Source organism: Aeromicrobium phragmitis, assembly GCF_003674095.1.
Classification (GTDB): domain Bacteria; phylum Actinomycetota; class Actinomycetes; order Propionibacteriales; family Nocardioidaceae; genus Aeromicrobium; species Aeromicrobium phragmitis.
The window spans coordinates 453,829-466,986 of sequence record NZ_RDBF01000001.1 but is presented as its reverse complement, the minus strand read 5'-3'; the positions used below and the strand labels follow the sequence as shown (position 1 = coordinate 466,986).

12 protein-coding genes, 1 tRNA gene and 1 pseudogene are annotated in these 13,158 nt (G+C 69.6%); 7 read left to right on the top strand and 7 right to left on the bottom strand.

Going from position 1 to position 13,158, the window contains the following annotated elements:
• Window positions 1-30: 30 nt before the first annotated feature.
• The 3 genes from D9V41_RS02220 to D9V41_RS02210 are packed head-to-tail and all read right to left on the bottom strand — an operon-like array spanning window position 31 to window position 2,232.
• Entirely contained in the window at window positions 31-495 is a 465-nt protein-coding gene (locus D9V41_RS02220; RefSeq protein ID WP_121792875.1) for a GatB/YqeY domain-containing protein, read from the bottom strand.
• A 40-nt stretch (window positions 496-535) separates the two neighbouring features.
• Window positions 536-1,258, bottom strand: coding sequence for an ABC transporter permease (locus tag D9V41_RS02215; protein ID WP_121792874.1), 723 nt, complete (start codon window positions 1,256-1,258; stop codon window positions 536-538).
• Window positions 1,255-2,232: an ABC transporter ATP-binding protein gene (locus D9V41_RS02210; protein WP_121792873.1), complete on the bottom strand. Its 978-nt coding sequence runs from the start codon at window positions 2,230-2,232 to the stop codon at window positions 1,255-1,257. Before D9V41_RS02210 ends, D9V41_RS02215 begins: the two co-directional genes overlap by 4 nt.
• 98 nt (window positions 2,233-2,330) lie before the next feature.
• On the opposite strand from D9V41_RS02210, the gene D9V41_RS02205 reads away from it, so the two are divergent.
• The 5 genes from D9V41_RS02205 (at window position 2,331) to D9V41_RS02185 (ending at window position 7,246) form a co-directional block, all read left to right on the top strand.
• On the top strand, window positions 2,331-3,518 hold the full coding sequence (locus D9V41_RS02205; RefSeq protein WP_133434084.1) for a sensor histidine kinase: 1,188 nt from the start codon (window positions 2,331-2,333) through the stop codon (window positions 3,516-3,518).
• The gene (locus D9V41_RS02200) at window positions 3,515-4,120 is read left to right on the top strand and encodes a response regulator transcription factor (protein WP_121792871.1); all 606 of its coding nucleotides are present in this window, start codon (window positions 3,515-3,517) and stop codon (window positions 4,118-4,120) included. Before D9V41_RS02205 ends, D9V41_RS02200 begins: the two co-directional genes overlap by 4 nt.
• 20 nt (window positions 4,121-4,140) lie before the next feature.
• Entirely contained in the window at window positions 4,141-5,049 is a 909-nt protein-coding gene (locus tag D9V41_RS02195; RefSeq protein WP_121792870.1) for a metallophosphoesterase, read from the top strand.
• Window positions 5,050-5,080: 31 nt separating this feature from the next.
• A tRNA-Pro gene (locus tag D9V41_RS02190) sits at window positions 5,081-5,157 on the top strand.
• Window positions 5,158-5,392: 235 nt separating this feature from the next.
• Window positions 5,393-7,246: a choice-of-anchor G family protein gene (locus D9V41_RS02185; RefSeq protein WP_121792869.1), complete on the top strand. Its 1,854-nt coding sequence runs from the start codon at window positions 5,393-5,395 to the stop codon at window positions 7,244-7,246.
• Between the two features lie 90 nt (window positions 7,247-7,336).
• Here the strand turns inward: D9V41_RS02185 and D9V41_RS18435 are convergent, their stop codons facing one another.
• Window positions 7,337-7,684 (bottom strand): class I SAM-dependent methyltransferase, encoded by a 348-nt coding sequence (locus D9V41_RS18435; RefSeq protein WP_243697125.1) that lies wholly within the window; start codon window positions 7,682-7,684, stop codon window positions 7,337-7,339.
• 76 nt (window positions 7,685-7,760) lie between these two features.
• Window positions 7,761-7,877, bottom strand: a pseudogene (locus tag D9V41_RS18430) (SAM-dependent methyltransferase); the annotation flags it as partial.
• 194 nt (window positions 7,878-8,071) lie between these two features.
• Here D9V41_RS18430 and D9V41_RS02175 point away from each other — a divergent pair.
• Window positions 8,072-8,731 carry a hypothetical protein gene (locus tag D9V41_RS02175; protein ID WP_121792868.1) on the top strand — a complete coding sequence of 220 codons (660 nt, stop codon included), beginning with the start codon at window positions 8,072-8,074 and terminating at the stop codon, window positions 8,729-8,731.
• A complete protein-coding gene (locus tag D9V41_RS02170; protein ID WP_121792867.1) occupies window positions 8,728-10,689 on the top strand; it encodes an acetoacetate--CoA ligase in 1,962 nt (653 codons plus the stop codon). Before D9V41_RS02175 ends, D9V41_RS02170 begins: the two co-directional genes overlap by 4 nt.
• A gap of 68 nt (window positions 10,690-10,757) precedes the next feature.
• Here the strand turns inward: D9V41_RS02170 and D9V41_RS02165 are convergent, their stop codons facing one another.
• Together D9V41_RS02165 and D9V41_RS02160 are read right to left on the bottom strand one after the other, a co-directional pair.
• Window positions 10,758-11,795, bottom strand: a complete 1,038-nt coding sequence (locus D9V41_RS02165) for an aspartate-semialdehyde dehydrogenase (RefSeq protein ID WP_121792866.1) — start codon at window positions 11,793-11,795, stop codon at window positions 10,758-10,760.
• Complete coding sequence (locus D9V41_RS02160; RefSeq protein WP_121792865.1) at window positions 11,792-13,096, bottom strand: aspartate kinase; 1,305 nt, start codon at window positions 13,094-13,096, stop codon at window positions 11,792-11,794. Before D9V41_RS02160 ends, D9V41_RS02165 begins: the two co-directional genes overlap by 4 nt.
• Window positions 13,097-13,158: the final 62 nt, after the last annotated feature.

The window sequence follows — 13,158 nt, the reverse complement described above, 5'->3', positions numbered from 1 at the left end:
GATTCGGACCCGCCCTTCGTCGTGATCGCGTCAGCTCGCGCTGAGCTGACGCCGCACCTCGGCCGCGACCTTCGCACCGTCGGCACGACCCTTGGTCTGCGGGGTCACGACGCCCATGACCTTGCCCATGGCCTTCATGCCCTCGCCCGCGGCACCCGTGCTCGCGATGGCGTCGGACACCAACGCGGTGATCTCCTCGTCACTGAGCGCCGCCGGTAGGAACTCGGCGATCACGCCGGCCTCGTCGCGCTCCTTCTGCGCCAGCTCGGGACGCTGACCGGCGTCGAACGCCTCGGCGGCCTCGCGACGCTTCTTCGCCTCGGTCGCGAGGACGCCGATGACATCGTCGTCACTGAGTTCGCGGGCCTCCGTGCCCGCCACCTCGGCGTTGGTGATCGAGGTGAGGACCATCCGGATGGTCGAGGAGCGGAGCGAGTCACGCGCCTTCATGGCTGCGGTGAGTTCCGCCCGCAGGCGGTCCTTGAGAGCTGACATGCCTCCATTATCGAGCACGCGACAACGCGCTCCCTCCCGCTCAGGCGCGGGGCTCCCAGCGGAAGTACCGCTTGGCGATTTCCCACCCGATGGCGGTCCAGAGCACGAGCCCTGCCGTCGCGCTGACGGCCGTTCCCGGCGTCGGCATCTCGTACGCCAGCCGCGCCAGGGTCACCAGCGCACCGCCGGGCGTCAGATCCATGAACCGGCTGTCCACGAACGGCGAGGCGAACAACGTGCCGATCACCAGAAAGAAGAACGGCACGGTGGACATCTGCGCGGCCGTCGCATTCGGCGTGATGGCCGCCGTGCCGACGGCTGCCGCGAGATTCATGGCGATCGCACCGAGAGTCGCGAGTACCAACCACCACGGCTGCACGGGCACTTCCAGGCCCATCGCCAGCAGGATCGCGAACACGACGAAAAGCTGCGCGAGGCACAGCGCCGCAGGCGCCATCACCAAGCCACCGAAGATCGCGACGTCACCGCTCTCCCCTGACCGCAGCCGCTTGAGATACAGATCCTGACGTCGCGAGACCGCGGTGATGGTCACCGTGAGATAGATACTCAGCACCGTGAAGAGCCCGATGATCATCGCGGACGTGCCGACGCCGGCGTCCGGCTGGTCGACACCCTGAACGGCGATCATCCCGGCAACGGCCAGCGGCATCAAGGTCGCGCTCAGCAGAACCGTCTTGTTGCGCGTGATGAGGCGCCATTCATTGAGCGCGATGACGGACATCTGCTGCGGGGTGCTGCTCATGCGGGGTCCTCCTGCAGGGTGTGGTCGGCCGCGATCTGGGCGAAGACGTCGCTCAGCGATGCCTGATTGACGGTGAGACGCTCGAGCCGGTGGTGCTGATCCTGCGCCCAGCCGAGCAGCCGGACCAGCGACTGCTGGGCGTCATCGACGTCGACGTGGAGCATCTCGCGGGCATCGAGCTCGAGATGACGCGGCGCGAGGATGGTCCGCAGCGCACGATCGACCTCGACCCCGGTGACGTCTGCGGGCCGGCGGAAGCTGATGCGCGTCGGCCGGTCGTCGATCAACTCGGCGAGTGTCCCTTCGACGGCGATGCGGCCGGCATGCATGATCGCGATGCGATCGGCGAGCCGCTCGGCCTCCTCCAGGTAGTGGGTGGTGAGCACGATGGTCGCACCCGTGTCGCGCAGGCCGGCGATGAGATCCCAGGTGTTCTGGCGCGACTCGGGGTCGAGACCCGTGGTCGGCTCGTCGAGGAACACGACCTCGGGCTCGTTGACCGTGGCGAGCACGAGGTCGAGGCGTCGCTTCTGTCCGCCCGATAGCTGCACGACACGGGTGTCGGCCCGGTCGTCGAGATGGACCCGCTCGAGCGCCGCGGCCAAGGTCGCCTCGCGGCGGTCCTTGCGGGCGGGCGGAGCGGAGGAGAGCGCGAGCCACATGCGGACGGTCTCGGCGACGGTGAGTTCCCCGGCGAAGCCGGACTCCTGGAGCATGATGCCGACCCGCGGGCGCACGGCGCTGCGCTCCCGGTGCGGGTCGTGGCCGAGGAGACGAACGCTGCCACCGTCGGCGCGCCGGTGGCCCTCGAGGGTCTCCATCGTGGTCGTCTTGCCGGCCCCGTTGGTGCCCAGGAGCGCGAACACCTCGCCGGTGCGCACCGAGAGGTCGATACCGCGGACCGCCTCGAAGTCTCCGTACGCGCACCGCAGGTCCTGCGCCGAGATCGCGAGGTCGTGCGTTGTCGTGGTCATGGTTCCAGCCTGCGGCGGAGCCGCGCCCCTCCGTAGTGGCCGGCCGTCACCGGTTCCGATGACATTTGTCATCAGCCGCCTGGACTACCGTGGAGACGATGTCCCCCACCGAACCTCGCTCGGCCGAGAACCGCAGCGGACGCCGCCGTGACAGCTTCACGATGACGTGGCGGTACAACCTCGTGTCCCTGTGGATGTACCTCGGTTTCGGCAGCCTCGGCGCCGTGGCGAACGCCCTCCTCCGCGACGACCTCGTCGGCTGGCGGCGCGTCGTCGTGCTGCTGCTGATCATCGCGCTGATGGGTTGGGCCGGCTACTGGTGCCGCTCGCTGATCGTGGGGCGCAGTCGCCATGGCATGCCGGCCCTGGTGCACGGGGTCACCGCCGTGGCGGCCACGCTGCTCGTCGTCATCGCCTCGTGGCACCCCGGCGCGCCGATCGGCTACCTGCTCGTCCCGTGGTCGGCCATCGCGGTGCTCGGCCTGGACTTCCGCCGAGGCGAGTACCTGGCGTGGCTCCTCGCGTGGGCAGCGGCTCTGTTGGGGCTGCGGGCTCTGGTGGTCGTCGTCAGCGGTGGCGACCTCGCGGGGTTCTTCCCGAACGACTTCGGCAGCATCTATCTGCTGGCCTTCTTCGCGGTCTTCGTTCCGGCCGCGTCGTGGTTTCAGTTGTGGATCTGGGAACTCACCATCGACGTCCGCGACGCCGGCGTTACCCGGGCCGAGCTCACCCGCGTCCGCGAGCGGCTGCGCTTCGCGGCCGACCTCCACGACATCCAGGGACACCACCTGCAGGTCCTCGCGCTCAAGACGGAGCTCGCTGAGCGGCTGATCGACCGCGATCCCGAACTGGCGCGGGCGACGATCCACGAGGCGCAGGAGATCGCCCGCACCGCGCTGGAGGAGACCCGCACGTTGGCTCAGGGGTACCGGCAGGTGTCGCTGCACGACGAGATCGTCAACGCCGCCTCGGTGCTCGAAGCGTCCGGCGCGATGGTTCGGGTCGACGTCCCCGCCCAGCTCGACCATCCCTTGTTGGCCACGGCCCTGCGAGAAGCGACGACGAACATCCTGAGGCACAGCAACGCCACCACCGTGGAGATCTCGGGGACACTCGATCCGCCCTCGCTGCGCGTCGTCAACGACGGCGTGATCGCACCGCCGAACGGCTCGGGTACCGGCCTGGCCTCCCTCGCCGAGCGCTTCGCCGCGCGAGGCGGCTCGGTCGAGTCGCAACGTGCCGAGGACCGCTTCACGCTCGTCGCGACCGCCGGCGGTCCCACATGATCCGCATCGTCGTCGCCGACGACGAGGAGATGATTCGCACGGCCATCGTGTCGCTGCTGGCGATGGAGGGCGATCTCGAGGTCGTGGCGCAGGCCGACAACGGCTCCGACGCGGTGTCGCTGGTCCGCCGGCACGTTCCCGAGATCGTGCTGCTCGATCTGGAGATGCCGCCGACCGATGGGATCGAGGCGGCGACGCAGATCCTCCGGTCGGCGCCGGACACGCGTGCGGTGCTCATGACCCGGCACGCGCGTCCCGGGGTGCTGCGCCGGGCGATGGCGGCCGGCATCACCGGCTTCGTGCCCAAGTCGACCTCGGTCAGCCGACTGGCGGAGGTGCTCCGCGACGTGGCGGCGGGCCGTCGCTACGTCGACCCCGAACTGGCTGCCCAGGCGCTCAACGCCGACGCGTGTCCGCTGACCGACCGCGAGTTGGACGCGCTCCGGCTGACCCGGACGCACGCGTCGGTCCAGCAGATCGCCGAGACGCTCCACCTCGCCGAGGGAACCGTCCGCAACTACCTCTCGTCGGCGATGGCCAAGACCCAGTCGGAGTCGCGGCACGCGGCGGCCGAGGTGGCATGGCAGCAGGGTTGGATCTAGTCCCCCGGTAGCCTGACCAGATGGTCCGACCTCGTTCGCTCGCGCTGTCGGCACCGTTCGTTGCGGCGGCCGGTGTGCTCGCATACTCGTCGCTCTACGAGGTGCGTGCTTTCACGCTGCGGCACGTCACGGTGCCGGTCCTCCGGCCCGGATCGGAGCCGTTGCGCGTGCTGCACCTCTCCGATGCGCATCTGCGGCCTCGTCAGCGCCGTAAGCGGGAGTGGCTGCAGTCGCTCGCCGCCCTCGAACCCGATCTCGTGGTCAACACCGGCGACAACATGGCGCACCTGGACGCCGCACCTGCCGTGCTCGACGCCTACGGGGACCTGCTCGACGTTCCCGGCGTCTTCGTGTTCGGCTCCAACGACTACTTCTCGCCGGTGTTCAAGAATCCGGCGCGCTACCTGTTCGGCGGCAGCGGCGTGGAGGCCGGCGGGGACTGGCAACGCTCGCCCGACATGCCCTACGAGGACCTTCGCAAGGGTTTCACCTCTCGGGGCTGGGTCGATCTCACCAATCAGCACGGCGAACTGGTCGTCAACGGGACGCGCATCGCCTTCGTCGGCGTCGACGACCCGCACCTGGAGTACGACGAGCTCGACGATCTCCCGGCCGATCCGCTGGCGGATCTGACGATCGGCGTCGCCCATGCGCCGTACCTGCGGGTGCTCGACCGCTGGAACCGCGCCGGGTATCGGTTGATCCTCGCGGGCCACACGCACGGCGGTCAGTTGTGCGTGCCGGGTTACGGCGCCTTGGTCAGCAACTGCGATCTCGACCCGGCGCTCGCGAAGGGGCTCCATCAGCACCGGACGCCAGAGCACGAGCCCTCCTGGGTGCACGTTTCAGCCGGGCTCGGGACGTCGCCGTACGCCCCCGTGCGGTTTGCATGCCGACCCGAGGCGACACTCTTGACCCTGACTGGGTAGACTCATCGAGTCCTTGTCACGAGGACTGCCACGGGGTGTGGCGCAGCTTGGTAGCGCGCGTCGTTCGGGACGACGAGGCCGCAGGTTCAAATCCTGTCACCCCGACCAATCTCGCTTTGCCTGACAGCTCCCAGCCGACGCGGCTGGGAGCTGTCGTTTTCCGTCCCCGGTCGGCCGCGACGGGGTGAAGATCGGGGTGAAGATCAGGGCATTAATGCCGGATGAACCTCCTCGTTCTAGTTCGATGTGTGCTGGCCGACTCTCGGCCAGCACACGCGAAGGAGCAGGGATGGGACAGACCGATGCCTCTACGCGGACTTTCGGACGACGAACGATGGCAGGTGTGGCCGCGGTGGGTACCGCGGCCGCGCTCGTGCTGAGCTCGGCCGGTCCGGTTGCCGCTGCGGAGGGTGACGACGCACAAGCCGAGGGACGGGTGCTCACCGGTTCAGCCGGCACACTCGACCTCGACACGCTCGCGGCGCTCAGGCCGGCCTTCGTGGCCGACCCGAACGACCAGCAGGTGAGCCCCCTCGCGGTTGACGTGCTCAGCACGCTCGGGATCGATCTGGGCGGAGGCATCCAGCTCTTCGGTCCGAACGGCGTGATCGGCGTCGGCGCGCTCGGGCAAGTGGCTCGGACGAGCGACACCACCGCCTCCGCGGCCTCGGGCGCCGTTACCGATGAGGGAGCGATCGCAGTCGGCGGCAACGGCGTCGGCGACGAAGCGTACGTCGACCTGACAGCGCTGCTGAGCAGCGCAGGGGTCGCGGACGTCACCGCGGGTCTGGTCGACCAGCTGCGACTTGACCTCGGCGTGCTCTCCGCCACGGCACAGGCGAAAGGCGGGGAGATCGAAAGCGACTACCAGATCTCCGGCGGGCGGCTGACGCTGCGCAGCCCGGCGGTGACCGACCTCACCGCGGGGATCGACGAGGTGCTCGGCACCCTGTCGGACACCGCCAACGACGTCCTGGGCCCGCAGGGCGCGCTCGACTCGTCGTTAAGCAGCGTGAGCAGCGGGCTCGTCGAGCCGCTCACGACGGCCCTCAACACCTTGAGCCTCGGTCTGGTGTCGGTCGACGACGTCAACGTCGCCGCCGCTGCCACGGTCGACGTGCGCGCCGCGCTGTCGTCGGTGACCAGCAGCCCGTTGACCGATACCGAGCGCGGCGTCACCATCGACCTCAGCCGCGGCACCATCGAGGTCGATCTCGCCAAACTGATCACCTACGCCCAGGGCGGGACGTACGACGGCACGCTCAACAACCTCGCGCCCAACACCGAGATCCTCGATCCCGAGCTCATCAAGACCGTGCTCGACGGAGCGATCGGCATGCTGCTCGACCAGGTTCCGGCACTCGTCGTCAACGCGGCCACCGACGCGCTCAACTCCACCGAGCTGACGGTCCACCTGACCGCGAACGCCGAAGTGGTGGCGGTCGTGCCGGTCCCGCTGGCCACTATCGACATCAAACTCGCCGGACCGATCGGCGGCTTCCTCGGGCTGGAAGGCGCCACGGCGCCAAATGCCGACACCTCGGAGACCAAGGTGCTGGGCGGACTCCTGCCCGTCGACGAGCTGCTCGAACCGGTGCTCGGCGTCGTGACGGGCAACCTGCTGCCCGCTCTCGTGCAGCCGCTGCAGTCCGCCCTCAGCCAGGTCGGCATCGTCGCCTCGGTCGTCGAGCCGGTGGTCAGCATCGCCACGACCGCGCTCGATCCGTTGGCACCGGTTCTGAACCAGCTGCTCTCGGTGACGGCGAACGTCCAGCAGCGGCCAGGTGCGTTCACTCAGGCCGGAGGTGTCGATGCCGGCTCCTTCACCCAGCGGGCGCTGAGTGTCCGGCTCCTGCCGGGCTTCGGCACGCCGCTCGCCGAGGTCAACCTGGCCTCCGCGACGGTCCGCGCGGGCGTCGTCGAGGGCACCGACCCCGAGCCCGACCCGGAACCCGGGACCGATCCGGAACCACCCGGGACGGATCCGGACGGGCCCGACGGCCCGAACACCGGGGGCCCGACGCCGGGCAACAATCACGCCGGCGGGGGCGGTGCCACGACGGCGAGCGCCGCCAAGAAGCTCCCCGCGGCGGGTGCCGACCTCGGGCCGGCGACCGTGCTGGTGGCGCTGCTGCTCCTGACCGGTGGTTCGGCCGCGGTGATGGTCGCCCGACGGAGCCGACAGAGCGCTCTCTGAGCGAGCGCGGCCTACCGTTCACCACGGCCACGTGGACCCGGCTCGTCCGGGTCCACGTGGCCGTCGTCGTTGCAGCGACCGTTCGATCGATCAGATCCGCCGGGCCTGGACGATCACGTCGTGGAGCTCGAGTCTGCGCCCGTTCGGCGCCGTCACCGTGCGCGCGACCTCCTCGGCGCTGACGATCTGCCACGCCGGAGCCCCGAGACGCCCGCTGATGCCTGCAGCGTCGGCCGTGGCCTTCGGCGGGTGCGCGTGCGCGGGTCCCGAGCCCGCCAGGTGACCGACGATGAGCAGGGTTCCCCCCGGCGCGACCCAGTGACTGATGCGTTCGTAGAAATCCAGCTGCGGGAGCTGCGGATGCGCATAGTGCGTCGTCACCAGGTCGAACGTCCGGTGCGGCTCCCAGACGCTGAGGTCGGCCTCGATCCACTCCACGTGCGAACCGCCGCTGGATGCGGCCGCGTGCCGGGCCGCGCGCGAGTGCCTTGGCCGAGATGTCGACAGCGGTGACCTGCCAGCCGTGCCGGGCGAGCCAGACCGCCTCCGCGCCCTCACCACTGCCCGCATCGAGTGCGGTGCCCGGGACGAGCTCCGCAACGAGCGCGACCAACCGCGGATGGGGCGGCATTGCATCGTCTCCTCGTCGGCCGGCCTCCTGCCAGTGCTCGTCCCAGAAGGTCTTGTCGAAGTCACCCATCATCCCAGCCTCAACCCTGCGCGCGCCGGTGGCAAACTGCTTTGCCGATGCAGCAAACCCGCGGAGTCGGCCTCAGAGTTCGTGCGGCCGGTGAATCGCACTGAGAGCTGTGCCACACTGCTGCCATGGAGGAGCCGGAGTCGCCGGGGCGCGTCAAGAAGGTCGTGATCCGTCCTGTCAGGCCAGACCAACACGAAGGCGAGCCACCGGTCGAGCGGCCGGTCACCACCCTTCCGCGCGTCCGCCGGCCCAGTCGGCGCCCGCGAAAGCCCGCGCCCCTCGACGCCCCCCGGGTCTCCCTCGCCGATCACGCTGCCAACGCGAGGAGGAAGGCCTCCGCAGCGGTCCGTCTGCTCGCAGAACTCACCGTCGCCGAGCTACGGCACCTGCACTGGCCCCACTGGGAGAACTGGGTGGCCGCTGCCGTGGTCGGGGCGGGCGCGGGGCTGCTGATGGCGACCCTCGGCGCGCTCGCCACCGCCGTCGTCGCAGCGGTGCGCGGGGTGGCCGGCGGGGCGGGAGCGGCCGGTTTCGCCACGATCGCGCTCCTCGCCGTGGCCGTCGTGAGCACCGCCGCCTTCTGCCTGCGCCGGCTCGGTTCGCCCCGGGCATGGACCGTCGCCTCGCTGGGTGCCGTCCTGGTGCTCGCCCTGGTGCTCGCGATCTTCCTGCGGCCGGCGGCGACCGCCTGGGCGTTCCTCATCCTCCCGGCGGTGGGATCGCTCGCGTTCCTGGCCGCCGACCGTGTCCTCGACCTCGCCGAACGCCAAGGAGACGACGCATGACCGCCCCTGTGCTCTGGTCGCCACCGCTGGACGGATCGAGCCAGATGGAGGGCTTCATGCGGTGGTTGTCCGCCGAGTCGATCGCCGACGTCCCGGACTACGAACGCCTCTGGCAGTGGTCCGTCGACGAACCGGATTCGTTCTGGGCCGCCCTGTGGCGCTACTTCGACATCCCCTCCGACGGCGATGCCTCGGTGGCGCTCTCCGAGGACGTCATGCCCGGCGCCGTGTGGTTCCCGCACGTGCGAGTCAACTACGCCGAGGCCATGGTGCGTATGCCCGGGCGCGCGGACGACGACGTCGTCGTGCTCGCCCGCTCGCAGAGCCGCGAGGACATAGCGCTGACCGCGGCGCAGTTCCGGGACCAGGTCGCTCGTGCGAGGGCCGGGTTGTTGCGGGCCGGCGTCAGTCAGGGTGACCGCGTGGCGGCCTATGCCCCGAACGTCCCCGAGACCCTCGTTCTGCTCTTGGCGAGCGCCAGTCTGGGCGCGGTCTTCACCTCGTGCGCGCCCGAGTTCGGCACCCAGAGCGTCGTGGACCGGTGGCAGCAGATCGAACCGACGCTCCTGCTCACCGTCGACGGTTACCGCTACGGCACCAAGCCGATCGACCGCCGCCAGGAGGTCGACGCGATCCGCGCCGCCCTGCCGAGCGTGCGCACCACCGTCTGGCTTCCCTACCTCGAGGAGTCCGGCCCGGTACCGGAGGGTGCGACCACCTGGGCCGACTTCACTGCGGAGCCGGGCGCACTGGACTTCGTCCGGCTCCCCTTCGCAGCACCGCTGTACATCCTGTTCTCCTCGGGCACCACGGGCCTCCCCAAGCCGATCGTCCACGGGCACGGCGGCATCACGATCGAGCACCTCAAGGCGCTGGCCCTCCACTGCGATCTCGGCCCCCGCGACCGGTTCTTCTGGTTCTCCACGACGGGCTGGATGATGTGGAACTTCCTCGTCTCCGGTCTCGGCACCGGCGCGACCATCGTGATGGTCGACGGCGATCCGGCCAGCCCGGACCTCGGCGCGTTGTGGCGCATGGCCGACGAACTCGACGTGACCTACTTCGGCACGAGCGCGCCGTTTCTGTTGCAGTGCCGCAAGGAGGGCGTGCACCCGCGTCAGCTCGGTGACCTCCGCGAACTTCGCGCGGTCGGTTCGACTGGCGCCCCATTGCCCGCCGAGGGCTTCCGGTGGGCACACGACGAGTTCGGGCCGGACGTCCAGATCTGCTCGGTCTCAGGCGGCACGGACGTGTGCGCCGCGTTCGTGGGGTCGGCTCCGATCGTGCCGGTCTACGCCGGTGAGATCTCCTGCCGCTGCCTCGGGTGCGCCGTCGACGCCGTCGACCCTGACGGCAAGCCCGTCCGCGATCAGCTCGGCGAACTCGTCGTCACCCGGCCCATGCCGTCGATGCCGGTCGGCTTCTGGGGCGATCCGGACGGCAGCCGCTACCGGGCCGCGTACTTCGAGAACATTCCCGGCGTCTGGCGCCACGGCGACTGGATTCGTATCACCGAGTACGGCAGCTGCGTCATCACCGGACGCAGCGACGCGACGTTGAACCGCGGCGGCGTCCGCTTGGGCACCTCGGAGTTCTACAGCGTCGTCGAGTCGCTCCCCGAGGTCGCTGACAGCCTCGTCGTGCACCTGGAGGACGATGAGGGAGGGGCGGGACGTCTCCTGCTGTTCGTCGCGACTGCAGACGGCTCCGCGCTGGACGAGGACCTCCGCCAGCGCATCCGTCGCGAACTGCGGTCCCGACTGTCGCCGCGGCACGTACCCGACGAGATCCACCAGGTGCGAGCCGCACCGCGGACACTGTCGGGCAAGAAGCTCGAAGTGCCGGTCAAGAAGATCCTGCGGGGCACACCCGTCGACGATGCCGCTGCCCGCGGCGCCCTCCAGAACCCCGAGGTTCTCGACGACTACACCGGTTTCAGCAGCGGGGGTACTCGCTGAGTGTGACGTTTGACAGGCGAAGAGCGCGATTTCACCTGCGAAACGTCACACTCAGCGCGAACGCAAGGTCAGACGAGGAGTTCGGCGATCTGGATCGTGTTGAGGGCGGCACCCTTGCGGAGGTTGTCGCCGCTCACGAACAGCACCAGACCGCGATCGCCGTCGACCGAACGGTCCTGCCGGATGCGGCCCACGAGGCTCTCGTCGATCCCGGCGGCCGCCAGCGGCGTGGGCACGTCGACGAGCGTGACGCCGGGAGCCGAGGAGAGCAGCGCGGTCGCGCGCTCGGCGGTGATGTCCCGAGCGAACTCGGCGTGGATCGACAGCGAGTGGCCGGTGAAGACCGGGACGCGCACGCACGTGCCGGCGACGCGCAGATCGGGGATGCCGAGGATCTTGCGGCTCTCGTTGCGGAGCTTCTGCTCCTCGTCGGTTTCGTTGGAACCGTCGTCGACGACCGACCCGGCCATCGGCAGGACGTTGAACGCGATCGGTGCGACGTACTTGTTCGGCTCGGGGAAGCTGACCGCCCGACCGTCGTGCGTCAGGGCGTCGGCCTTGTCGACGACCGCCCTGGCCTGCTCGTGCAGCTCCTCGACGCCGGCGACGCCGGAACCGGACACCGCCTGGTACGAGCTGACGACGAGGCGGACGAGGTCGGCCTCCTCATGCAGCGGCTTGAGGACCGGCATCGCAGCCATCGTGGTGCAATTCGGATTGGCGATGATGCCCCGGCCGCCGGGGCCGTCGCCGGCGGGGATGGCCTGCGGGTTGACCTCACTGACCACCAGCGGGATGTTCGGGTCCTTGCGCCACGCCGACGAGTTGTCGATGACGGTGACCCCGGCCTCGGCGAAACGCGGGGCCTGGACGCGGCTCATCGTCGCGCCTGCGGAGAACAGGGCGATGTCCAGGCCGCTGGGATCGGCGGTCTCGGCGTCCTCGACGACGATGTCCTCGCCCTTCCACGGCAGCGTGGTGCCGGCGGACCGGCTCGAAGCGAAGAAACGGACCGAATCAGCCGGGAAGTCGCGCTCCTCCAGCAGCTTGCGCATGACGGTGCCGACCTGCCCGGTCGCCCCGACGACGCCCAACGAAAGAGTCATCGTCCGGTCCCTCCGTACACGACGGCCTCGACCTCGTCGGTGCCGAGACCGAACGCCTCGTGCGCCGCGCGGACAGCCGCGTCGACATGGCTCTCGGCCACAGTGACCGAGATGCGGATCTCCGAGGTGGAGATCATCTGGATGTTGACGCCGGCGGCGGCGAGCGCCTCGAAGAAGGTCGCCGTGATCCCCGGCTGCGAGCGCATGCCCGCGCCGATGATCGAGACCTTGCCGACGCCGTCGTCGTACTGCAGCCGCTCGAAGCCGACCTGGTCCTTGAGTCGGGCCAGCGCCGTCATGGCGGTCTGTCCGTCAGCGCGCGGGAGCGTGAAGGAGATGTCGGTCAGTGCCGTCGCGGCCGCCGACACGTTCTGCACGATCATGTCGATGTTGATCTGTGCGTCGCCGAGCGCGCGCAGGATCGCGGCGGCCTCGCCGACCCGGTCGGGAACGCCGACGACGGTGATCTTGGCCTCGCTGCGGTCGTGGGCGACTCCGGAGATGATGGCTTGCTCCATGCTGGTGTCACCTTCCGTGGATTCGTTGTCGAGGTAGCGCGCGACCTGGTCGGCGGCCACGACCCACGTGCCCTGCTTCTCGGAGAACGAGGAGCGCACGTGAATGGGCATGTCGTTGCGGCGGGCGTACTCGACGCACCGCAGGTGGAGGATCTTGGCACCGTTGGCGGCCATCTCCAGCGTCTCCTCGTAGGAGAGCGCCCGGATGCGACGGGCCCGCGGCTCGATCCGGGGGTCGGCGGTGAAGATGCCGTCGACGTCGGTGTAGATCTCGCACACCTCGGCCTTGAGCGCGGCGGCCAGCGCCACGGCCGTGGTGTCCGACCCACCGCGACCGAGCGTCGTGATGTCCTTCGTGGTCTGCGAGACGCCCTGGAAGCCCGCGACGATCACGATCGCGCCCTCGGTCAGCGCGTCCTGCAGGCGCCCGGGGGTGACGTCGATGATCTTGGCCCGGCCGTGCGCGTCGTCGGTGAGGACGCCGGCCTGCGAACCGGTGAACGACCGCGCTTCCTGGCCGAGGTTGCCGATCGCCATCGCGAGCAGCGCCATCGAGATGCGCTCACCGGCGGTGAGCAGCATGTCGAGCTCGCGGCCCGGGGGAAGCGGGGAGACCTCGTTGGCGAGATCGATCAACTCGTCGGTGGTGTCGCCCATCGCGGAGACGACCACGACGACGTCGTGGCCGGCCTTCTTGGTCGCCACGATGCGTTGGGCGACTCGCTTGATGCTCGTGGCGTCAGCCACGGACGAGCCGCCGTACTTCTGCACGACAATGCCCATGGGGGTTCCTTGGTTCGGTGAGACGGGAACATGAACGCCACGCTGCGCCACCGCTTAGTCTA

Excerpts from the sequence above, each read along its gene's own strand:
- D9V41_RS02220 (WP_121792875.1), bottom strand. The coding sequence starts at position 495 with ATGTCAGCTCTCAAGGACCGCCTGCGGGCGGAACTCACCGCAGCCATG.
- D9V41_RS02215 (WP_121792874.1), bottom strand. The coding sequence starts at position 1,258 with ATGAGCAGCACCCCGCAGCAGATGTCCGTCATCGCGCTCAATGAATGG.
- D9V41_RS02210 (WP_121792873.1), bottom strand. The coding sequence starts at position 2,232 with ATGACCACGACAACGCACGACCTCGCGATCTCGGCGCAGGACCTGCGG.
- D9V41_RS02205 (WP_133434084.1), top strand. The coding sequence starts at position 2,331 with ATGTCCCCCACCGAACCTCGCTCGGCCGAGAACCGCAGCGGACGCCGC.
- D9V41_RS02200 (WP_121792871.1), top strand. The coding sequence starts at position 3,515 with ATGATCCGCATCGTCGTCGCCGACGACGAGGAGATGATTCGCACGGCC.
- D9V41_RS02195 (WP_121792870.1), top strand. The coding sequence starts at position 4,141 with ATGGTCCGACCTCGTTCGCTCGCGCTGTCGGCACCGTTCGTTGCGGCG.
- D9V41_RS02175 (WP_121792868.1), top strand. The coding sequence starts at position 8,072 with ATGGAGGAGCCGGAGTCGCCGGGGCGCGTCAAGAAGGTCGTGATCCGT.
- D9V41_RS02170 (WP_121792867.1), top strand. The coding sequence starts at position 8,728 with ATGACCGCCCCTGTGCTCTGGTCGCCACCGCTGGACGGATCGAGCCAG.
- D9V41_RS02165 (WP_121792866.1), bottom strand. The coding sequence starts at position 11,795 with ATGACTCTTTCGTTGGGCGTCGTCGGGGCGACCGGGCAGGTCGGCACC.
- D9V41_RS02160 (WP_121792865.1), bottom strand. The coding sequence starts at position 13,096 with ATGGGCATTGTCGTGCAGAAGTACGGCGGCTCGTCCGTGGCTGACGCC.